17 protein-coding genes and 1 pseudogene are annotated in these 21529 nt (G+C 54.9%); 14 read left to right on the top strand and 4 right to left on the bottom strand.

Annotated features, from left to right (window positions below):
- The first annotated feature begins 145 nt into the window (after window positions 1-145).
- The 13 genes and pseudogenes from ACA061_RS10700 (at window position 146) to ACA061_RS10640 (ending at window position 18091) form a co-directional block, all read left to right on the top strand.
- A complete protein-coding gene (locus tag ACA061_RS10700) occupies window positions 146-661 on the top strand; it encodes an Hcp family type VI secretion system effector (protein ID WP_007919523.1) in 516 nt (171 codons plus the stop codon).
- A gap of 132 nt (window positions 662-793) precedes the next feature.
- Window positions 794-2836 carry a type VI secretion system Vgr family protein gene (locus tag ACA061_RS10695; RefSeq protein ID WP_497301450.1) on the top strand — a complete coding sequence of 681 codons (2043 nt, stop codon included), beginning with the start codon at window positions 794-796 and terminating at the stop codon, window positions 2834-2836.
- Complete coding sequence (locus tag ACA061_RS10690) at window positions 2829-3728, top strand: DUF4123 domain-containing protein (protein ID WP_497301449.1); 900 nt, start codon at window positions 2829-2831, stop codon at window positions 3726-3728. The genes ACA061_RS10695 and ACA061_RS10690 overlap by 8 nt, the downstream gene beginning before the upstream one ends.
- A complete protein-coding gene (locus ACA061_RS10685) occupies window positions 3725-7045 on the top strand; it encodes a toxin VasX (protein WP_497301448.1) in 3321 nt (1106 codons plus the stop codon). The genes ACA061_RS10690 and ACA061_RS10685 overlap by 4 nt, the downstream gene beginning before the upstream one ends.
- Window positions 7046-7081: 36 nt before the next feature.
- Window positions 7082-8161: a DUF6708 domain-containing protein gene (locus tag ACA061_RS10680; RefSeq protein ID WP_497301447.1), complete on the top strand. Its 1080-nt coding sequence runs from the start codon at window positions 7082-7084 to the stop codon at window positions 8159-8161.
- Window positions 8162-8383: 222 nt separating this feature from the next.
- On the top strand, window positions 8384-9529 hold the full coding sequence (locus ACA061_RS10675; RefSeq protein ID WP_497301446.1) for a DUF6708 domain-containing protein: 1146 nt from the start codon (window positions 8384-8386) through the stop codon (window positions 9527-9529).
- A 62-nt stretch (window positions 9530-9591) separates the two neighbouring features.
- Window positions 9592-9774: pseudogene (tssD, locus tag ACA061_RS10670) on the top strand (type VI secretion system tube protein TssD); the annotation flags it as partial.
- 132 nt (window positions 9775-9906) lie between these two features.
- Window positions 9907-11952, top strand: coding sequence for a type VI secretion system Vgr family protein (locus ACA061_RS10665; protein WP_497301445.1), 2046 nt, complete (start codon window positions 9907-9909; stop codon window positions 11950-11952).
- Window positions 11925-12815, top strand: coding sequence for a DUF4123 domain-containing protein (locus ACA061_RS10660; protein ID WP_210701771.1), 891 nt, complete (start codon window positions 11925-11927; stop codon window positions 12813-12815). Before ACA061_RS10665 ends, ACA061_RS10660 begins: the two co-directional genes overlap by 28 nt.
- Complete coding sequence (locus tag ACA061_RS10655) at window positions 12812-16090, top strand: toxin VasX (protein ID WP_497301444.1); 3279 nt, start codon at window positions 12812-12814, stop codon at window positions 16088-16090. Before ACA061_RS10660 ends, ACA061_RS10655 begins: the two co-directional genes overlap by 4 nt.
- Entirely contained in the window at window positions 16087-17040 is a 954-nt protein-coding gene (locus ACA061_RS10650; RefSeq protein ID WP_210701769.1) for a hypothetical protein, read from the top strand. The genes ACA061_RS10655 and ACA061_RS10650 overlap by 4 nt, the downstream gene beginning before the upstream one ends.
- A 43-nt stretch (window positions 17041-17083) precedes the next feature.
- Window positions 17084-17566, top strand: a complete 483-nt coding sequence (locus tag ACA061_RS10645) for a hypothetical protein (protein WP_215731540.1) — start codon at window positions 17084-17086, stop codon at window positions 17564-17566.
- A 27-nt stretch (window positions 17567-17593) separates the two neighbouring features.
- Window positions 17594-18091 carry a hypothetical protein gene (locus ACA061_RS10640; protein WP_210555559.1) on the top strand — a complete coding sequence of 166 codons (498 nt, stop codon included), beginning with the start codon at window positions 17594-17596 and terminating at the stop codon, window positions 18089-18091.
- A 45-nt stretch (window positions 18092-18136) separates the two neighbouring features.
- Here ACA061_RS10640 and ACA061_RS10635 read toward each other — a convergent pair whose 3' ends face one another.
- Window positions 18137-18949, bottom strand: a complete 813-nt coding sequence (locus tag ACA061_RS10635; protein WP_210701780.1) for a VanW family protein — start codon at window positions 18947-18949, stop codon at window positions 18137-18139.
- Window positions 18950-19165: 216 nt separating this feature from the next.
- Between ACA061_RS10635 and ACA061_RS10630 the strand changes: the two genes are divergently transcribed.
- Complete coding sequence (locus tag ACA061_RS10630; RefSeq protein WP_210701768.1) at window positions 19166-19993, top strand: glycosyltransferase family 2 protein; 828 nt, start codon at window positions 19166-19168, stop codon at window positions 19991-19993.
- A gap of 341 nt (window positions 19994-20334) precedes the next feature.
- Here the strand turns inward: ACA061_RS10630 and ACA061_RS10625 are convergent, their stop codons facing one another.
- From ACA061_RS10625 to ACA061_RS10615, 3 genes are all read right to left on the bottom strand, one after another.
- Window positions 20335-20919: a hypothetical protein gene (locus tag ACA061_RS10625; protein ID WP_150602256.1), complete on the bottom strand. Its 585-nt coding sequence runs from the start codon at window positions 20917-20919 to the stop codon at window positions 20335-20337.
- Between the two features lie 86 nt (window positions 20920-21005).
- Window positions 21006-21188 carry a hypothetical protein gene (locus tag ACA061_RS10620; protein ID WP_150602257.1) on the bottom strand — a complete coding sequence of 61 codons (183 nt, stop codon included), beginning with the start codon at window positions 21186-21188 and terminating at the stop codon, window positions 21006-21008.
- An 11-nt stretch (window positions 21189-21199) separates the two neighbouring features.
- The gene (locus tag ACA061_RS10615) at window positions 21200-21442 is read right to left on the bottom strand and encodes a hypothetical protein (protein ID WP_150616511.1); all 243 of its coding nucleotides are present in this window, start codon (window positions 21440-21442) and stop codon (window positions 21200-21202) included.
- Window positions 21443-21529: the final 87 nt, after the last annotated feature.

Here is a 21529-nt window from a genome sequence, read left to right as displayed (position 1 = left end):
CCCTCGCAACCGCAGTCCAGAGCACTTTGCCCCCCGCCCTCCGGGGACTTGGCAAAACCTGGCACGCTCCTTGATAACAGTCAGGCACCCACCGGGCGATTTCGCCTCCCGGGCACCTTAAATTTATCCGCAAGGAGAGCACCCCATGGCAACACCAGCGTACATGTCGGTTACCGGCGAAAAACAAGGCCTGATCACTGCAGGCGCATTCACCGCTGACTCCGTTGGCAACACCTACCAGGAAGGCCACGAAGACCAGGTCATGGTTCAGGCTTTCAGCCACGACGTGATCATCCCGCGTGACCCGCAATCCGGTCAGCCAACCGGTCAGCGCGTTCACAAGCCAGTTGTGATCACCAAGGTCTACGACAAGGCTTCGCCTCTGCTGCAAGCCGCTCTGACTTCCGGCGAGCGCATGAGCGAAATCGTTATCCAGTGGTTCCGTACTTCGGCTCAAGGTACTCAAGAGCACTACTACACCACCAAACTGGAAGACGCGATCATCGTCGCCATCAACAACAAAATGCACAACTGCCAGGATCCAGGCAACTCGCACTTCACCCACCTGGAAGAAGTGCAGTTCACCTACCGCAAAATCACCTGGACCCACGAAGTATCCGGTACTTCGGGTTCCGATGACTGGCGTGCTCCAGTCGTTTAATTACGGCTGATCGTTACAAGCATCGGCCAGCTCTGCTGGTCGATGTTGTTTACGCCCCTCCAGAATTTAGCGTACGTTGACCCGCTTTTGCGGGCGTCGACGAGCGCCGCTGCACAGCACGAGGAACAAGGGATGTTCGCGCCGGCCAATGAAACCCACTTTGCCCTGACCATCGAAGGTCTTTCCGCTGATTTTCAGGTGTTTACCCTGCAAGGTCGGGAAGCCATCAGCCAGCCTTTTGTGTTCGAGGTGGAGCTGGTCAGTGAGCAGCCGTCGCTGGACCTCGAAACCCTGCTGCACAAACCGGCCTTCCTGCAACTGTCGCCCGACGGCAGCGGTATCCACGGCCAGATCTACCGCGCCGCGCAAGGTGACTCAGGCAAACGCCTGACCCGTTATTCGGTGACCCTGCGCCCGCAACTGTCGTACCTGGCGCACCGCGTCAACCAGCGCATCTTCCAGAACCTCAGCGTGCCGAAAATCATCGGCCAAGTGCTGGAAGAGCACGGCATCCAGAGCAACGCTTACGAATTCAAGACCGGTTCGATCTACCCCGAGCGCATCTACTGCGTGCAATACGACGAATCCGACCTGCATTTCATCCAGCGCCTGTGCGAGGAAGAAGGTATCCACTACCACTTCCAGCACAGCGCCACGGCGCACAAACTGGTGTTCGGCGATGACCAGACGGTGTTCCCGAAACTCAAGCCTGTGGCCTATCAGCAAGACTCCGGCATGGTCGCCAGCGACCCGGTGATCAAGCGCTTCGACCTGCGCCTGGAAACCCGCACCAGCCGCACCACGCGCCGCGATTACGACTTCGAAAAACCACGCCTGACGCTGGAAAGCGAAAACCGTGGCGACGCCCTGCCCGACCTCGAAGACTACGATTACCCGGGCCGTTTCATCGACCGCGAGCGCGGCAAACACCTGGCCAAACGCGCCCTCGAACGCCACCGCAGCGACTTCCAACTGGCTGAAGGCAAGAGCGATCAGCCGTTGCTGGTCAGCGGCCACTTCCTCGCGCTGACCGCGCACCCGAAAGCCAAATGGAACGACCTCTGGCTGCTCACCGAAGTCCTCCACGAAGGCAAACAGCCGCAAGTGCTGGAAGAGTCGGTGACCAGCGACACCACCGCACTGAAAGACGATTTCCATCAGGGCTACCGCAACCGCTTCCAGGCCACCCCGTGGGACGTGCCGAATCGCCCGCCCCTGCGCCACCCGAAACCGCGCATTCTCGGCAGCCAAAGCGCCGTGGTCACGGGCCCCAAAGGCGAAGAAATCCACTGCGACCAATACGGCCGCGTCAAAGTCCAGTTCCACTGGGACCGCGAAGGCCAGGCCGACGACAAAACCAGCTGCTGGCTCCGCGTCTCCAGCGCCTGGGCCGGCGCCCAATACGGCGGCATCGCCATCCCGCGCATCGGCATGGAAGTGCTTGTCACCTTCCTCGAAGGCGACCCCGACCAACCGCTGATCAGCGGCTGCCTGTACCACAAGGAAAACACCGTCCCGTACGCCCTGCCGGCGAACAAAACCCGCAGCACCTTCAAAACCCTCAGCTCAATGGGTGGCGGCGGCTACAACGAACTGCGCATCGAAGACAAAAAAGGTCAGGAACAGATTTACCTGCATGCCCAGCGCGACTGGGACGAGAACGTCGAGCATGACCAGAAAATCCGGGTCGGCAACGAACGTCACGACACCGTTGAAAAGAACAGCTACAGCGAATTCAAAGCCGAAGAACACCACACGGTTTATGCCGATCGCAAAGTTGAGGCGCGGGCGAATGATCACCTCACCGTGGGCGTCAATCAGCACATCAAGATTGGGACTGGGCAGTTCATTGATGCCGGCCAGGAAATCCACCTCAGCAGCGGCATGAAAGTCGTGCTTGAGGCGGGGGCGGAACTGACGCTCATTGGCGGCGGTAGTTTTATCAAGATCGATGCCGGCGGCGTGACCATGAGCGGGCCGGTGATCAATATGAACTCCGGTGGCGGACCGGGTAGCGGCACGGGGGCTGCACCGTTGTTGCCGGGGCCGTTGAAGCAGGCGGATGCGGATAAGGCTGGGCAATTGTTAGTGCCTGCACAACGGCAAGCGCTGATGCAAAAGAAGCCAATCTGCGCGATCTGCGAGAAGGCCAAACTGGAGGCTCAGAATGCTTAAGGCGGAATTTCCATTGGAAAACGGCCTTCCGCAAGGTCTTCCGTGGAATGGCACGGTTGGTTTATTGCTTGATGGTGTCAGCGTTGAGAAGCTCCCACAGCACTTATATCAGTGGGCAGAAAACCCTCAATTCGAGCCGCTTTATCTCGGGACACGCTGGGCAGAACTGGGCGATATTTCCCCATGCCTCGTGCTCATAAAAAACCAAAACGACCCGATCTTGGCTCAGTTCCTAAACGCCTCAAACCAAGAATGGGGTCACTTGGTGTTCAGCGATCAATCATGGGATCAACTGGTCGCACACTTTCGCTGGCTCACCAGCGTCTTGCACCCGATGGGCGAAGAAGTGTTGTTGCGTATCGCGGATCCGGCCGTAACCCATGCACTGCTCGCCCACGCAGCAACCATCAAGGATCCGACCCTGTTCGGCCCTTGCAAACAAATCGTTACTGCCAATGCTGCATTGGGTTGCTGGTACATAAACCAGCGGCCGGGCAATTCTCCCGAGCCCGACCACAATAAGCGCTATCGATTGAGCGACGCACAACTCAGTCAACTGGACGAGGTGAACTTTCGCAACGTAGTAATGCGCCTCGATGCACACATGCAAGAATACTTTCCGTCCTATCAGGCGCAATCGAACCCACTGCAACGCTGGGAACACCTGCACGCACTCGCAACGACCTCCTACGATCGCGGCTTCAACACTGAACTCGACATCACCCTCTACGCCAACATTCACGGGTTCCTTGGCGAGCGAGCGCTGGAAGAACATCCAGACCTCGACGCCATACTCAAAACCCCGTCGGAACAAACGCCTGCACAACGACTCGAAAGGGTCGCTGATATTGCCCAGGAACGGGCTGCAACCCTGAACAGGAGCCAAGGATGACAACGCCAACATCGACCGGCAAAAACCCGAACAACGTTGCAAAAAGCCGGGATGACGGCAAGTGTGCCATGGGCGGCTGCTCGTTGATGAAGGCAAAAATCCAGCTCATCCCACTGCGTTACGGCCTCGTTGAACGACTCGACCCGTCAAGCGCGCTGACCATGCCGTACAAAACCACTTCTCGCCCACTAGGCATTCGATTGATGCGTGACGGCTGGCTCTACGTCATCGTCGACAAGAAGCCTGAAGCCGTTATGCACGAATACCGTATTCAGGACGGCATCGTTACGCAACTGCTGTGGGATAAAGGTGAGATCACCGCAAATAAACGCGAAAGTAATGTGGGTGAAGCCGTGTTGGTCTTCCCGCGCTTGAGCAAACTTTACGTCAACTACTCCGAGGTGCAATGGACCGCCGCGAAATGCGCGCAGGTCATCAAGCACAAGTCTGAACGTGAGTATTTCATGCAGAAGGTCGATCTCACCAATGCAGACCCTGAGAAAGGCGCAGCTAATCTACTGACTCCAAGTCAGGCGGAAAAGTGGATTGCGGAAGTTGCAGAGCAGCCGAGCAAAGACCCAGCAGCTACGGGCGCCAAACCCGAAGAAAGCAAAGACTACCTCTGGGAGCAAGCATCGCACTTCAAAAAGACTCAACTGGGTGCGCTGAAAAAACAGGTCAAAGCAGAAAACGAGCGTGACCATCTGTATATGGTCATACAGGATGACATCGGCGTGCTGCGCGACCTTGCCGAACATCAGGATTTGGTCACCGGCTGGATCAGTGACTGGAGTGATGCGGAGACAAACCAAAAAAAATACGTATTTGGTTGCTACATCGAATCCTTGTACACAGTCACCGGCGATACCATCCTGAATGCTGCACAAAGCGATCCACGCTTTGCCAAACTCAAGGACGAAACAAGCGAAGAGCAGCGGCAATCGATCGTCGACTACGTCAACGTTAAAAATCAAACCCAGTATTCAGGCGCTGGTACGCATCGTGGGGCTATTGCAGCTTCAAAGTCGCGGATGCGTACGAGTCTTGGACCTTTGCATTCCAAGTACGAAGACTTGATCGAGACCATCGAAGACAACGCGGATGACGCGCTCGAAGGCGCGAAGATGGGACAACAGGGCATCAACGATCTGATCGACCGACCAGCTATGGAAGCCTTCCTGAAACAGCAACGCGCCCAACTCAATCGTTGGAACAAACGACTAGATCTGATCAGTGACGATCGCGCGAATCTAATCTGTGAAGAACGCTTCCAACGCTCAGCCTGGTATTTTGATCCTAAATTTGGCGATCAACTCGACACAACTCTCGCTACTGAATATGCCTGTATGAGAGACATTTGCCGGACAGATAAAGCGACTGAAAAGCTTGCCGATCTGCTCGAGAAACAGCCGGGGTTTACCGTACCAACCTTCTTCACATTGAGCTTGACTGATCAGAAGGACATGCATTCCAAGGTCACATCTTTCATCAAGTCCCTGCGCGATACCTATATGGTCAAGGACGACTATCAGGGTGCCCAGGCACTCAGCGGAAAATTTGGCAATTTGCTCACTCAGAATCTCGCAGCAGCAATGCAATTGAGTGAAAACGGCATTGTGCTCGGTCAGTTGCGCAACACGGCGTATGAGCCGGCAAAGCAATTGCGCCTGGCAGGAGCGCTGGATGAGGCCATCCAAGCGCTACGCAATGGACAGCCGCTAGATCCAGCAAAAGTATTGCGCCGAATTCCTGGCTCGGCCTGGATAGATGTTCTTCGTGCCTTTGGTAAGGGAGGTATTACATTAGAATTTGCCTCTGCGAATCAAATTGCTGCGTTCAAAGCTGATATGGCCAAACTGACAGATCTGCGCCAGCAAATGACCTCGCTGAAAAATCAGATTCGGCAAACCCTGGCTGATGAACGTAAAGGAAGGTCACCAAAAGGCGGTTATAAAACCTTGGTATCTCGCCGCAAAGCCATTCAACAGACTGTCGCTCCCCTTGAAGGGCGGATAGCTCAGGCCATGAGTCCTGTTGGTGACGGACCGGGCAAGGCTGCCTACAAGATTAAAGGGCTTAACAATGCTCAGGTGCTTGAGTTTGAGCGGATGGCCGATGACTATCGGCTCAAGCGTCCTTCCAAGGGAATAAGCAAGGCGGTTTTCGCATCAGCTGGAGGGGATTTGTTTTCTTCAGCTGCAGCGGTTCTGCAAATCATCAGCTTTGCGACTGTTTATGGTGAATTTGCTAGAAAAAAAGAGGCGGACTCCTCCGATAAGTTGGCTGTAGCAAATGCTCTTTTTTCAATGTTTGGGGGGGCAATTGCCGCGGCCCAAGGGATTGCCATTACTGGCCTTTCTGTGGCAATTGAAAACTATGCGAGTGCCGCCGCTAAAATCGGATTAGCTTCCAAGTTAGGCAAAATTACAGGCGTATTGGGGCCGTTTTCATATTTTTTTGGCGCTATTGCCGCAGGCACCGGTTTGTATGGTGAAAAAGGGTCTGCCGCAAGATGGACCGAAGCTTTACGGTCAGGCGATGGCGCCAAGCTAGCTGGGGCTAGCATGACGCTGGCTGGAGACTCCGGCCAACTAGTTGTCAATGGCTGGGCGACCGCACGAACAGTTCAATACACTTTTGAAGCTATGACGAATGTAAGCCAGGCGCGTGCTCTTGCGTGGGTTACTGCTGGTGGTAAGTTGCTCAGCGTCGCCGCACGTGCCAACCTGATTGGCCTAGTCCTGACAGGCCTCCAGTTAGGTGGTGAATGGCTATACAACCGTAATAATAAGACGGAACTGGATAAATGGCTGCTTAAAGGTCCTTGGGGCAAGCAGAGCGAAAACCGAAGTCTTGCGGAGGAGCGTTTGATGTTAGCAAATATTACTGCCGCTCCGCAGATAGCCCTACAACAAGTAAACAGCAAGCCCATGGCCGTCTTGAGCGTGCCGGGGATGACAGCCAATGATCTAGAAGATGTCAGTCTCGGCCTCAGTGCTTACTGGTTAACTAACCAACAGCGCAATGACTGGGAAGCGTGGAGCGAACCGTTGCTGTATCAACTCAATCTGCTAGGTGCTCCGGGCGAACCTCTTAAGCTCGGCTTGGAAATATTCCAACACGAAGCTAATGCCCAGCATGGCCTTGCCGTCATTTTACGCTACCACCCCGTAGCCGGTGATAAATCTTTCCGAGAGAAACGATTCGAAACCACGACTCTAAACGCACAGAATGGCAAGCTGCTTCAATCAGTATCTGTGTTAAGGACACGTACCACGGATGCCCCTTGGTTGCTAGTAACTAGCGACTCCCTGTAGTTGCCTAAACCGCCTACGTTTTCTCGGTTGAATTGCATGCCATCCAAACCTGAACAGCAAGTCGAACTTGACCTTAAAAATCACCGCCCCACGGCGGGTGAAACTCGTCGTTTTGCCACAGGTGAAGCATTATTTTTCTCACCGCTGCCAGTTCCGACCGGGCAAATCCCAATGGATCTCGGCGGAAGTTTTGTTGAAGTCAACGACACCTATCTGGACTTGGGTAGTAGCAATATCACCAAGTCTTTCCAAGCACGATTAGCTGTGTCACTCCCAACAGTCGTAGTTATCGTTTGTCTATTTGTTCTCCCAACATTGATGGGCTTCGCAGCATTCATAAACCCATTCGGCAGAAGCTTCTGGTTTTACTTCAACGATTTTTTTGAGTTCGGAATATCACTAGCGCTCTGGTGTGGAGGGGGAGCAGCGCTGATTGGACTGTACGCGATTATCAGCACCACAAGGAACAAAGCCCGCGCCAGACCCATCCGATTTAACCGTCAACGCCGAGAGGTCTGTTACTTCCCGAATGGCTCCGACGAAGCCGTGATCCAGCCTTGGGAAGACACGGTTGCGTGGATATCAGTCAGTACCGGATTCACTGGAGTAGGCGTAATCAGTAGCTACACCTTTGGCATGGCAATAGATAATCCCAAGGCCGATACGGTGCACTTTCTCACACAAGAGGTCATGACTCCTATTCATGGACTAGGCAAATGGGAAGCCATACGTGCCTACATGGAAAAAGGACCGGAGTTCTGCCCTGCTAAAGCACCCTACGAGGGTCGCCATACCTTCGATAAAGAACGAAAAGACATGCACGAGGAATACCAGCACAACGAACGTTCCGCATTAGGAGTTGGTTGGTGGTACCTGACACACCTGATCACTTGGTGGCGTTTTCCGTATTGGGTAGCAGAATGGGACCATCGTTTCAGCATGAAATCTCTACCTGATTCCATTGCTGAGTGGTCCAAACCTCTTCCGCCTGAACAATGGGGCAAGCCAAGCCCAGCGCTTAAAGAGCAAAGCGCGAAAATCGAAAAAGCCTTTGCTCAAGGGCAGGACTTTATGACGTACTTCAAGGCAAACCTAAACGAAAGCAAGGCAGAATAATAAAAAACAGCTGAGCTATATAGTTGTCAGAAATCAGATAGCCCGATAACCGCCGGGTAGAATCTAAGCTTTTACAAAAATGAAAAACAAAGGGGATGATTTATTTTCAAAAGAAAATAATCCCGCCCCCTTTTCGAGCATCCAAACTACGACGTTGGTTACGCAAAATAGCAAGCTACTTCCGGCTGTCTCTGTATTAAAGTCGCGCCAAACCGATGCACCATGGCTATTGGTCAACAGCGACTTCCTGTAGGTGCCCGCTTCACCACTTTCCGGTTGAATTACATGTCATCCAAATCAACAAATAACGACGAACTTCATCTCAAGCATCAGCGCCCCGTCGCTGGTGAATCTCGACGTTTTACTACTGGCGAAGCAGTGTTTTTCTCGCCACTACCCGTCCCTACCGGCCAGATCCCAATGGATTTGGGGGGAAGTTTTCTTGATATCAACGACACCTACCTGGACCTCGGTAGCAGTAACGTCAATAAGGCATTCCAAACCAGAGTGATGATCGCAAGCAGCATGCTCATTCTGATTGTGAGTTTAATAATCGGCCCCTTCATCGCCGGACTTATGAGTTTTGGTGATCCCTATGGCAGAACATTTACACATATTTTCATAGAGTTTTTCCCCACCGGTGCTGCAATTGGAGTTTGGGGAGCAGCAGGAGCCACAGTTCTGGGGCTCTATGTTGTCATCAGCACTACTCTTGCCAAAGTCCGTACCCGCCCAATACGCTTCAATCGTCAACGTCGCGAAGTCTGTTTTTTTGCGAACGGGTCTGACGATCCGGTCATCCAACCTTGGGAAGAAATGGTTTCCTGGCTTTCTGTCAGTACCGGTGTAACTGGGGTCGGCGTCATGAGTACTTATACATTTGGCATGGCATTTGACGACACTAAAACTGATACAGTTCATTTTGTGAACCAGGAAGTAATGACTCCAGTTCATGGTTTGGGCAAATGGGAGGCCATACGTATTTACATGGAAAGAGGGCCACAACACTGCCCCGGTAAAGCTCCATACGAAGGCCGTCATACATTTGATAAAGAGCACGGAGATATGCTTGAGGAATATCAACACAACGAGCGCTCCGCGTTAGGTGTTGGCTGGTGGTATTTCACTCATGTAATCACTTTATGGCGCTTTCCGTACTGGGTTGCGGAATGGGACCACCGTTTCAGTATGAAGTCTCTACCTGATTCCATTGCTGAGTGGTCAAAATCTATACCAACTGAGCAATGGGCCAAACCAAGCCATGCATTGAAAGAGCAAAGCGCCGAGATCGAAAAGGCTTTTGCTCAGGGACAAGATTTCATGACGTACTTCAAGGCAAACCTAAATGAAAGCAAGGCAGAAAAATAAAAAAACAGCTGAGCTATATAGTTGCCAAAATCAGGTGGCCCGGTAACCGTTACATCTGAGCTTCTACAAAACTGGAAGACGCGATCATCGTCGCCATCAACAACAAAATGCACAACTGCCAGGATCCAGGCAACTCGCACTTCACCCACCTGGAAGAAGTGCAGTTCACCTACCGCAAAATCACCTGGACCCACGAAGTATCCGGTACTTCGGGTTCCGATGACTGGCGTGCTCCAGTCGTTTAATTACGGCTGATCGTTACAAGCATCGGCCAGCTCTGCTGGTCGATGTTGTTTACGCCCCTCCAGAATTTAGCGTACGTTGACCCGCTTTTGCGGGCGTCGACGAGCGCCGCTGCACAGCACGAGGAACAAGGGATGTTCGCGCCGGCCAATGAAACCCACTTTGCCCTGACCATCGAAGGGCTTTCCGCCGATTTTCAGGTGTTTACCCTCACCGGCCGGGAAGCCATCAGCCAGCCTTTTGTCTTTGAGGTGGAGCTGGTCAGTGAGCAGCCGTCGCTGGACCTCGAAACCCTGCTGCACAAACCGGCCTTCCTGCAACTGTCGCCCGACGGCAGCGGCATCCACGGCCAGATCTATCGCGCCGCGCAAGGTGACTCGGGCAAACGCCTGACCCGTTATTCGGTGACCCTGCGCCCGCAACTGTCGTACCTGGCGCACCGCGTCAACCAGCGCATCTTCCAGAACCTCACAGTGCCGAAAATCATCGGCCAAGTGCTGGAAGAGCACGGCATCCAGAGCAACGCTTACGAATTCAAGACCGGTTCGATCTACCCCGAGCGCATCTACTGCGTGCAATACGACGAATCCGACCTGCATTTCATCCAGCGCCTGTGCGAGGAAGAAGGTATCCACTACCACTTCCAGCACAGCGCCACGGCGCACAAACTGGTGTTCGGCGATGACCAGACGGTGTTCCCGAAACTCAAGCCTGTGGCCTATCAGCAAGACTCCGGCATGGTCGCCAGCGACCCGGTGATCAAGCGCTTCGACCTGCGCCTGGAAACCCGCACCAGCCGCACCACGCGCCGCGATTACGACTTCGAAAAACCACGCCTGACGCTGGAAAGCGAAAACCGTGGCGACGCCCTGCCCGACCTCGAAGACTACGATTACCCGGGCCGTTTCATCGACCGCGAGCGCGGCAAACACCTGGCCAAACGCGCCCTCGAACGTCACCGCAGCGACTTCCAACTGGCTGAAGGCAAAAGCGATCAGCCGTTGCTGGTCAGCGGCCATTTCCTCGCGCTGACCGCGCACCCGAAAGCCAAATGGAACGACCTCTGGCTGCTCACCGAAGTCCTCCACGAAGGCAAACAGCCGCAAGTGCTGGAAGAGTCCGTGACCAGCGACACCACCGCGCTCAAAGACGATTTCCATCAGGGCTACCGCAACCGCTTCCAGGCCACCCCGTGGGACGTGCCGAATCGCCCGCCCCTGCGCCACCCGAAACCGCGCATTCTCGGCAGCCAAAGCGCCGTGGTCACGGGCCCCAAAGGCGAAGAAATCCACTGCGACCAATACGGCCGCGTCAAAGTCCAGTTCCACTGGGACCGCGAAGGCCAGGCCGACGACAAAACCAGCTGCTGGCTCCGCGTCTCCAGCGCCTGGGCCGGCGCCCAATACGGCGGCATCGCCATCCCGCGCATCGGCATGGAAGTGCTTGTCACCTTCCTCGAAGGCGACCCTGATCAACCGCTGATCAGCGGCTGCCTGTACCACAAGGAAAACACCGTCCCGTACGCGCTGCCGGCGAACAAAACCCGCAGCACCTTCAAAACCCTGAGCTCAATGGGTGGCGGCGGCTACAACGAACTGCGCATCGAAGACAAAAAAGGTCAGGAACAGATTTATCTCCACGCCCAGCGTGACTGGGACGAGAACGTCGAGCATGACCAGAAGATTAGGGTCGGCAACGAGCGTCACGACACCGTTGAAAAGAACAGCTACAGCGAGTTCAAGGCCGAAGAACACCACACGGTTTATGCCGATCGCAAAGTTGAGGCGCGGGCAAATGATCACCTCACCGTGGGCGTCAATCAGCACATAAAGATTGGGACTGGGCAGTTCATCGATGCGGGGCAGGAAATCCACCTCAGCAGCGGCATGAAAGTCGTGCTTGAAGCGGGGGCGGAACTGACGCTCATTGGCGGTGGGAGCTTCATCAAAATCGATGCTGGCGGCGTGACCATGAGCGGGCCGGTGATCAACATGAACTCCGGCGGTGGACCGGGTAGCGGCACGGGGGCTGCACCGTTGTTGCCGGGGCCGTTGAAGCAGGCGGATGCGGATAAGGCTGGGCAGTTGCTGGGACCGGTGTTGCGCCAAACCCTGAAACGGGCGGCCACAACGGCTCAGCCGGTCTGCGAGATATGCCAAAAACTGAAGGCGCTGAAATGATCCCCGGTGCCACGCGTTATCTGCTTCTGGATGGAGCAAAGATCGAAAACCTTCCGGCCCGTTTGTACAGTCTGGACGACAACCCTGTTATCGAATGGCTGTATCACGCAACGCCCTACCAAGAGGTATTTGATGTCGGCCCTGCGCTGGTCGTATTGCGCGCCAACAGCGCACTTGAAAAGGCCTTTACTGATGACTGGCAAAACGATGCTGGCATCATCATCGAAAGCGATGCGCCTCTACAGCAATTGACTGAACATCTGCGCAGCCTCATCCACGCGCGGGTGACCGGTGAAGCGTCAATGCTGTTTCGCTACTACGACCCGCGAGTCATGCGCCATTGGCTGCCGGCCCTGAACCCCGGGGAAAAAGATCACGTGATGGGCCCGATCAGACGCGTACGCCTGCCAGCGCGAGAAGGCCAGGAAGAACAGTGGATCGTTCGTGAGCAGGATCGCCAAAGCGCCCAGCAATATGCTGAGCGTCCGTGGCTTCACCTCGATGAGCAACAGTTGCAACGGCTCAATCAAGGCAAGCTGGAAATGTTTGATCAACAGTTGCTGGCGCACGTTCGTACCTACTTTCCCGACTGCCTGGCTCAGCGCTCGGCCGTCGAACAGCAGCAATGGGCGGTCCTTTGCCGTGAAGGCGCCGCCAGCCACGGTTACTCGGCGCCCAACGAAGTGGCACGCTGGTCTGCTCTGGTTGCTGAGCACGGGACCGAGTTCCCCCAAGCGCCTGAACATCAGGCCTACCGCGAGATTCTTCAACAGCCGACGCTCAACGCCACACAACGCCTGGATGCCTTGTTGGTAGAACTGCATCGCCATTGGCTGCTGACTGACAAGGAGTCCAATGCATGACCACCGCACCGCTCGATAAAAACCGCAACCTGGCCGCTGCAGATCAGGCTGCACAATGCCAGTTCGGCGACGAAGACCTGTCCAGCCCGGCTACCACCTGCCCTGCGCGCCAACCCGAAATCTTTGTGGTTCCCAGCCGTTACGCAATGGCCGAACAGGCCGCCGAACACGCCGATTTCGCGCCATCCAGCCCGACCAAAAGCCACCCGATGGCCTTGCGTCGCTTGCGCGCGGGCTACGCCTATCTTTGGCATGCCGAAGGACCATTGAAACGCTACGCGGTGGCGTCTGATGGTTTGCTGGTTGAACAACCGCTGACGCAACCCCACTCTGCTCTGACGACCGGTGAAAACGCCGGAATCGCGTTGAACAAAAGCACCGACGCGTGGATGCTCTACAGCGAAGTGCCATTGGGCAAAGACGCCTGCGAGCGCCTGAAAAAGAACGGTGAACGACGCAAGCGTATGCGTCAGATCGCCCTCACCGACGTCGCTAAACGCCTGTCGGCCAAACACTGCCCGCCGCTCGAAAAAGCCCCGACACTTGTCGCCGAACTCATGCCGAAAGTTCGCGAAAAAACCCTCGCACATGAACATCAAAAGAACGGCGCGACTGACCGCGAAGGCGTGAAAGAACAACGAAAAACAGCGCAAGCCGCGCCTACTCAAGACAACATCAAAGCCTATTCCGCCAGCTCGGAATCTCTGCGCGAACGCGAACAGGCGGCCGGCACGCAACCACCGGGCGAGCCCGTGGTCGAGCCCGGGACTTGGAGCGCCAGCCCTTGGGAACTGGCACCTACGCAAGCCTGGCTGGACAAAGCCAAGAGCGAGTCGGCTCCGCTATATGCGGTGTTTGCTGCGCTGGATGATGATCTGGGGGTGTTGCGGGATATCGACCACGAACAGAACAAGGTCGAGGCAGAACACGAAGAGTGGGTAGCCGACAATAGCTTGCGCCAGACCATCGGCAGCTTTATCCGCAACATGGTCACCGAAGACGGTGGCGAAGTTGCCAGCCTGCTCAACTACCGGTATCGCGAACATAACCTGCAACTGACACCGGAACAGGGCGACACCCTGATCGACAGTCAGAAGCAGCTGAACACCCTGATGCTGGAAGAAACACGCATCAACCAACAACGCGGCCGACAGTATGGGCATGCTCAAGCGGATGGCCTGTTGGCTGAGGTTCGATCCCGTGAAGAAGCCGTGCTGAACAAGGTGCGCAGCTTCATCCCGAGCGAATTGCATCAGGAAGCGCAACAGGTTGTGCGGGATTATCGCCAGGAAAAAGTCAGCAATCTGGAAGGTGGCGGCGGAACCAAGGTTGGTGAATACATCGACTTGGCGAGCATGGACCATTGGCTGGATCAGGAGGCGCCGCAGCACTTCAAACAGGTCGAAGAACGCCATCAATTGCTGTACGCCGATCGCGAAACCTACCTCCCACGCAACGACAGTGGTACTTGGTTTGTCGACCAGAGCAGCGAAGAACACCTCACTTGGCTTGAAAGTTTGACGGTCGCCTGCCTTAGTGCTCAGTGCAGCCGTAGCGAAGGCGCCAAACAGTTTGCCGATTACGTGAGCAGCGATGACCCCGGCTTGCTGCGTCTGGTGTTCCAGGCGTGGAGTCCGAGCCTGGAAGCGGCGGTGAACAACACTTCACGCCTCAACGAACTGGTCACGGCGCTCAGTCTGGAAAACCTTGCCGATTCCCGCGCAGCCGCGCTCAAGATTCTGGACGCTGACACCCTGCGCAATATCGAGCGGTTAGCGAGCAATCTGGAAGGTGCCTGGACGGCGACCATGACCCGCCTCGGCGCGTCTTTGATTCATGCAAGCAAAGGCACGGCGATGGCAATGGGATTATTCCTGGTCATCCGCCTCGGCGATAACACCCGCCTTGTGCAGGGCGTAGAGAACGGTATCAAAGTCTGGCGCTTAGTCGGCCAGAACGCTGAAGCCCTCAGCCAATGGACCCGAAGCACCGCTCAGGCCATCAGCCTCGGTCGCGTCAACGGCATCGTCAACGCACCCTCGATCAAAGCCTCGGGTGGCCTACTGCCGCTGGCGGCGCTGGTGGTCAACATTCTCAACGCCGGCACCTATGCTGGACAGGCAGCGGCGCTGGAAGGCAGCGATGAGCAGCGTCAGGCGGACTCTCTTTCTGCGTATTTATATGCAGGGGCGGCGTTGGGGGCGGTGATTCAGAATTGGATGCTTTTGGGGAAAGGAGTAAAGGACATAACCGGTCGACTGCCTCTGGGGCTTTCTGCAACGGCTCCAACGCTCACTCTGTTCAGTGGAGTTGTTGGATGGCTATCCGCTGCAGCAGCCTATAAAGAATTCAAGTCGCTTCAAATTCAAATAGAGAGTGCTCAAAGCAATATCGATCCGTGGCTTAAAATCAAACAATTGGCCGTTGCCGGGCAGGTTGCCGTGTATGGAGCGCAAGCACTTCTAGGGCTTGGACTAACGGGGATGCGGCTATCAAATCAAATTTCAACTCCAGTGGCCATAAAACGCTTTCGCCTTGGGATGGGGCCAATGAATTTCTTGTTGTTGGCACTCGGGGGTCTTTACCTGTTCGCCTGGCTCCGCCAAGCCAGTCCGTTGCAGAATTATTTGGCCAATTGCTGCTGGTCCCATCGCCGTGCAAATACCAATAAGGCTATCGAGCCTCAGGCACAACTGGACGAAATCAACGAACTGATGATGTTGTTGTATCAGCCGAGAGTGTCGATGGAGACTCGAGAAGTTCGTATCAGCGGGGTTCTGGGCGACACAATCACCCAGGACGCCATTACCCAATTAAGCATTGACTTGCCGGGTGCTGCACCAGAAGCGGCACAAATCGATTTATCTATGAGCGGCAATCCTACCCCAGTCTCGGCGGGGTTCGGTACCGGTACTCGAGGTACGCCCACCGACCTGGGTGCTACTTGGCTGAATGCCAGCCAGTGCACTTGGATTCCCGCCGATGCCGGCCAGGGCTTGCGCCTTACCGGCAGCTTCTCGCAGCCGCTTACTCGCTTGTCCTTGCGCATATGTTACCTCAGTCCCGTGGCACTGCTGGCCGGTGACGGTGCTACCATCGGCGGCACTAAAGGCCTCGCGTACACACTATCGCCCAATGGCGGCTTACTGAGTCCGGATGGTGAAATCATCACCCTGCGATCGGGCGAGCCAACTCCCGAGCTAGATCGGGCCAGCGTTCACCGTCTTGGCCCACAACAGAACTCTAACTACCTGACCCCCAAGGATAAGGCATGACCTCAGCCGCAACCGGCACTCGCAAAGGATTGCTCTCACGAGAGGACTATCTGGCACCACCAGCAATCCCGACGGGGCAAACACCCAAAGATGTGCTTAACAGCATTTGGCGCAAGAACGACGTGTTTCTTGATATTGGCTCCTACAGCATTGGCTCTGCCGTCATGGTTATTTGGCCAGTGCTGCTTATGAGTATTTGGTTTGTGCAGCATGAGAGTTCTTCTGAAGGATATTTTGGAGGTGCATTAGCGCTTTCGTTATTTATCGTTGGCCTTCCAATTCTTCTAGTCTTCAAAGGCTTGATCAGCCCAGTACCACCTCCTATTCGCTTCAACCGCCAACGGCGCGAAGTCTGTGTCCCATTCGAAGATGGCCGCTACTGGATCGTGCCTTGGGAACAGGTTACCGCCCAAGCGGTGGCGATGGACTCCGTAGGCCAGCACGGTAAAACAACTCAAGGCTTATTGGTGGTGGGTTTTCGTAATCCCGATCCTGATGCGCCTGAAAAAGAACGCGATTTCAGCCTAGGGTTCAGTTGCGGCGGCGGCGAAACAGCCATGAGCCTTTGGGAATGCATGCGCAGTTTTATGGAAGTTGGACCGGACGCTACTCCACAAGGAAATGACCTGGAGGGCATTCGCGGAAAACTTGGAAGAAAAGGCACATTTTGGGGTATCTGGTACGGTTTCTTTATAAGTATTCGTGACCACCTGATAGCCAAGGAGTTTGGCCAAGCACTGTGGCTGTTTGTATCCATTTTTCTTCTGGGAACGCCTCTGGCCATGATGCTTCAGGTGTGGAAACTCGCACCACCACCTGATCTGACTGATCCCGCCATCGTCGAATGGTCCAAACCCCTTCCTCCCGAGCAATGGGCCAAACGCTCGCCTGAGTTGGAGGCGGCCATCGCCAAGCGTGAGACAGAAATGGCCGAGCAACCACTACAGTAATTGGCTTAAGGGGGTGCCGTGCGCCGTTACCTGAGGACAACACATGAGTACGCCAGTGACGGCTACCTTCCAAAACGCTTTAGACCAACATGAAATCCCTGATTTCTTCAAAGGCAACGGGTTCTACTTCGCCAAAGGCTGTGACTGGGGCGACCACTTGCACATAAACAACTGGCAAGGGATGTGTGCCGTGTTGAGGCACCAAGACTCAGCGCAAGTACAACTGACCCGGATCTTTGAGGAGTACGTTCAAAGCCTCGAGGAAAACTACATCGACTCGGACGGATTGCTTTCGAACCTGAGGGCCTATTACATCCTGAGGAAGAAGAACCCGTTTCTATCCGGGGCGGGTTATGACCTTACCGCCGCCCTTGGTAAAACCAGCCGAAATAAAGCAGGCGTGTTGTTCAGGCTGCTCCGAATATCCTACGACAAGGAAAATGCTGGCACTTCGAAATACTCGTTCGCTCAAGAGCTTCAGAGACTGCGTAGCCTTGGTTGCACACTCGAACTCGAATCGCTTTAGCCTCGAACCATTGAATCTGGAACTCACGTGAACACCCGCCAAATCACACTCGCCAACGGCTGGACCGCCACCTTTGAAAACAACGGTGAATTCCACATGGGGGCAGAAGGTTGGAGCTTGCTCCTGCAAGGGCCCGATAACAGGATGATCCAGTATTTCGCAGACCAGATTGTTTTGGTCAACGATGAAGACGGTACTCAGGCCAATTCATGTATTCGTTTGTCGAGCGATGGTGTTTACGGGTACCTGAGCACAGCCGTTGATAATTGCTGGGTAATCGATTTTGCGCGGGGCATGATCGCGCCGCACCGAGTGAGCATCCGTCATCACCATGACGCCTACGATGAGAGCGTCGCGCTTTTCGAGCAGCCGGCTTTCAAACGTGCGCGGCAATACATCAGTGTTGTCGGAAGATACATTTATCTGACCTTTCCGCTGACGAGGGATGAGGACTTCCCCAAGGTATGGGATGAATATCTGTCGATACGCAGACGTCAGCTCGACGAGCTTTATTTCAGAAACTGATCAGACGCGGCGCGCCTTGTTCAGCGAAGCATATTTGCGCGTGCCCTATCCGATCAGCTCGTCCGCCACCGCATACTTGACCACCACACGATTGCGATAAAGCCTCTCCCGCATTACCAATGTCCCCACCTGCCCCTTTTCCCGAACTTCCCGCCAGATCTCATTCTCCCGATAGACCCGCTCCCCTTCGCGCGCAAACCGATGCCCTTCCTGAAACACGTGATACCGATACGCCCGCACCTGATCACATAACAACTCCCCTTCCAGTTGCGTCTGCCCGACATTCAACTTCAGCTGAAAACACCGATCCGTCGGGTTATGCAGCACCAGGTCAATGTAGTTATAGAAAATCGCCGCACCGGAGCCAAACGGCAGTACGCGTCCCTCATCCGGAAACGGATCGAAGCTGTGATTGGAGCGTTCAACCACTACCAGCGGTGAATGTATGGCCATCCAGTGAATCAGATTGCTCAGTTGGCATATCCCGCCACCCACCCCGGTGCGGGCCTCGCCGAAGGACAGTTCCATCCCTTCGACGTAGCCACGTTTACGCGTTGGGCGGCCGACGAGCCGGCAGAAGGAGAAGTGTTCGCCAGGGGCGATGATGACGCCATCGATGGCGGCGACGGCGAGTTTGAGGTTGATGACTTTGTTGTGTTGCAGGGCAAGATCGGAGTCGCCGAGTTTACGGATGAGTTTCGAGGTGTGTTTGAGGTAGCGAAATGGCAGGCGTCCGGTCAACGCAACGGGTCGTGCGTAACGCTTGCTGGAGCAGTGCCAGGCGATGTGCCGGAACAGTCTTTTTTGCCACACGCGCAGCCAGTACAAGGCTGGGTGGTAGAGGGAAAGTGGTTTCATCCGTGACGCAACGGCGATCGCCGCTTCTTCCTTGAATCGTGAAATGGGCGGGCATTCTAGCCTGTAACCCGAGCGCGCCACGCATATTCCTCGACTCACTTCGACACATTCTGAAGCGCTGCCAGACCTGCAAATTAAGCTTCGCCTAAGGTTGGCTCGCTACCCTCCCGGCTCATAAACCCTGTCGTCATTGACCCGTGGATGAGTCTTTCTGTTATGAGTGCGTTTAATCTGCCAACCCAACCACAGCCGAACTTCAGCCTTGTCCTGGTCAATTACAAGACCGCGGACATTACCCGGATGTGCCTGGAATTATTGCACCAGCATGTCAAGGAACAGCGCATTCCAGTCTGGGTGGTGGACAACGATTCAGCGGATGAAAGTCTGGACTACCTGCGTTCGCTCGACTGGATCAACTTGATCGAGCGGCCTTCTCCGTGCAAGGAAGCAGGCCATATTGCCCATGGCAAGGCACTTGATCTGGCGCTGGAAAAGGTTGAAACCGATTATTTGTTTTTGCTCCACACCGACACCTTCGTCTATGACAAAGAAGTGTTTGCAATGATGCTGCGCGAGTGCACAAAAAGTGCGGATATCGCCGCAGTTGGTTGTGTCGAGCAGATCAATCGGGGGATTGTGCGGGATACCTGGCGTTTAACTTCACGCTTTTGCAAGCATTATGTTCGCCAGGCAAAAGTTCGTCTGGGTATGAAATCCAAACCGCCAAGACCATATAAGGAAACTCACCTGAAAAGTTTCTGTACGTTGTGGAACGTGCGACTGATGAAGTCTCAAGGCCTGCACTTCTGCATGGATGATCGCGTACCCGGTTACACGCTGCAGGATCGAATGGTGAGCCTTGGATACGGCATCAAGCTGCTTTCGCCACGCACGATTTTCCGTTATCTCGATCACATCCAGGCAGGAACGGTCGCCGCGGCGGGCACCTACGGGAAAAATCACCGCCGTACGAAAATGTACCAAGCGACTATCGAGCGCTTCCAGGGACAGCGAGGCAAACCCGGGATACAAACATCGGTTTAACTCATGGCAACAAAAAGGGTGACTTTAAAAGTCACCCTTTTTTTAACTGAAATTGTATACATTTGCTCCAACGGAGGTGTTCGCCCAGTGTAATGGCCTGGCAATCCATGCACCGGTAAAGAGCCCTGACACTGGGCGAACGCGAAGGATTTTAATAGAAGTTGGCGGATATGTCGCCATACTTCAATGTAAATATTATGTACAAGAAAGTTAATAGATATTTATCGATGAAACCCTTCACGAACCTTTCACGAAACTTTCAGAAACCCTACAAGCAACTAATAGTATGACTACTCTAATACAAAAACTGTACAAGAGTAGTCATCCTGTAGAGCTAAAACTCAACTTTCGTGCTGACTGGTCACTTTTAATACATCGGTATAAGTGACAACAACGCTCTGCCCGACTTTGAGGTTCTTCAGTTTGTCCTGAATATCAGGCCGTTCGACGTTGAGGGTTTTCGATACACCGGCAGGGTTTTGCAGAGTTACCTGATTTGTTTTCAAATCAATTTTGGTGATTTTCAATTGCACCTGAACCTGACGGTAAGCTTCGCCGCCGGGGTTGCTGCTGCCCGGAGCGTTGCGCAGTTCGCCGGTTCGCTCGGTGGTGCCAGGCAGACCTTTATCCACATCGGTGTCGAGGTAGGCCGCGACGGAACGCATGACTTCCACGTTGACCTGGTCGCCGACCTTCAGATTGGCGAGGTTTTTCGCTTTCTCCGTGAGCTGTACGTGAACCTGCTGGCCTTCGGCGCCTTCCAGCACAACCTGGTGTTTATCCGCGTCAACCGCTAGCACTTTGGTGGTGACTTTGTCGGCTTCAACCGTTGCCGACAGCGGTATGTCGGCGGCAAACGCAGTGAGACTGGAGGCGGACAGCAGCGACGCGAGGGCGATGGACTTGGCGAGTGCATGAAGCTTCATAAGCGTACTTTCCCTGTCAATGATTGGCAGCACCCGACGCCGGAATCATTTCAGACGTGGGGTGTGTCACTGAGCATAGACGCTGTTCAGGGCTTGGCTTTGGTTTGTGGCGCGGCAGTTTCCTGTGCGGTCGATTCGCCACTGGCCGTGCCTTTGCCGCTCTTCTCACGCTGCTTCGGATCGGTCGGACGCAGAGCATCATTGTCGCGCTCGGTTTCCCCCGGTGGCCGGGGCTCGTCAGGATGCTGGTTTTCAGATTCAGGTTTCATCGGTGTTGTCCTCAGGCTTCGGGGTCGTCAAGTTCGCGGGCGACGTTTACGGCGGGGGAATCCTTGTGCAGGTCATCGGCCTTGGCACGCAGGATCTGCCATTGCTCAAGGTCGATGGCGCCCTGACCGAGCATGTCATCGGCGATGCGTTGCAGGTCTAAGAAGTGAGCGTCGGGGGACTGCTGCCACAAAGTGTCGTCGTCGAACAGACGTTGCCAAGTGGTGAGGTCTTGGGGTTGCAGGTCGTCGCTCATGGCTCATCCTCGACAGGTATTACTTTTGTAGAGGTTCAGCGAGCAACCGGAGTTCAACCCGATCCCTGGGGAGCTGCCGAAGGCTGC

It is taken from the genome of Pseudomonas sp. LBUM1668, assembly GCF_059695715.1.
The sequence above is the reverse complement of the archived record's forward strand: the minus strand, read 5'-3'. Positions and strand labels throughout refer to the sequence as shown.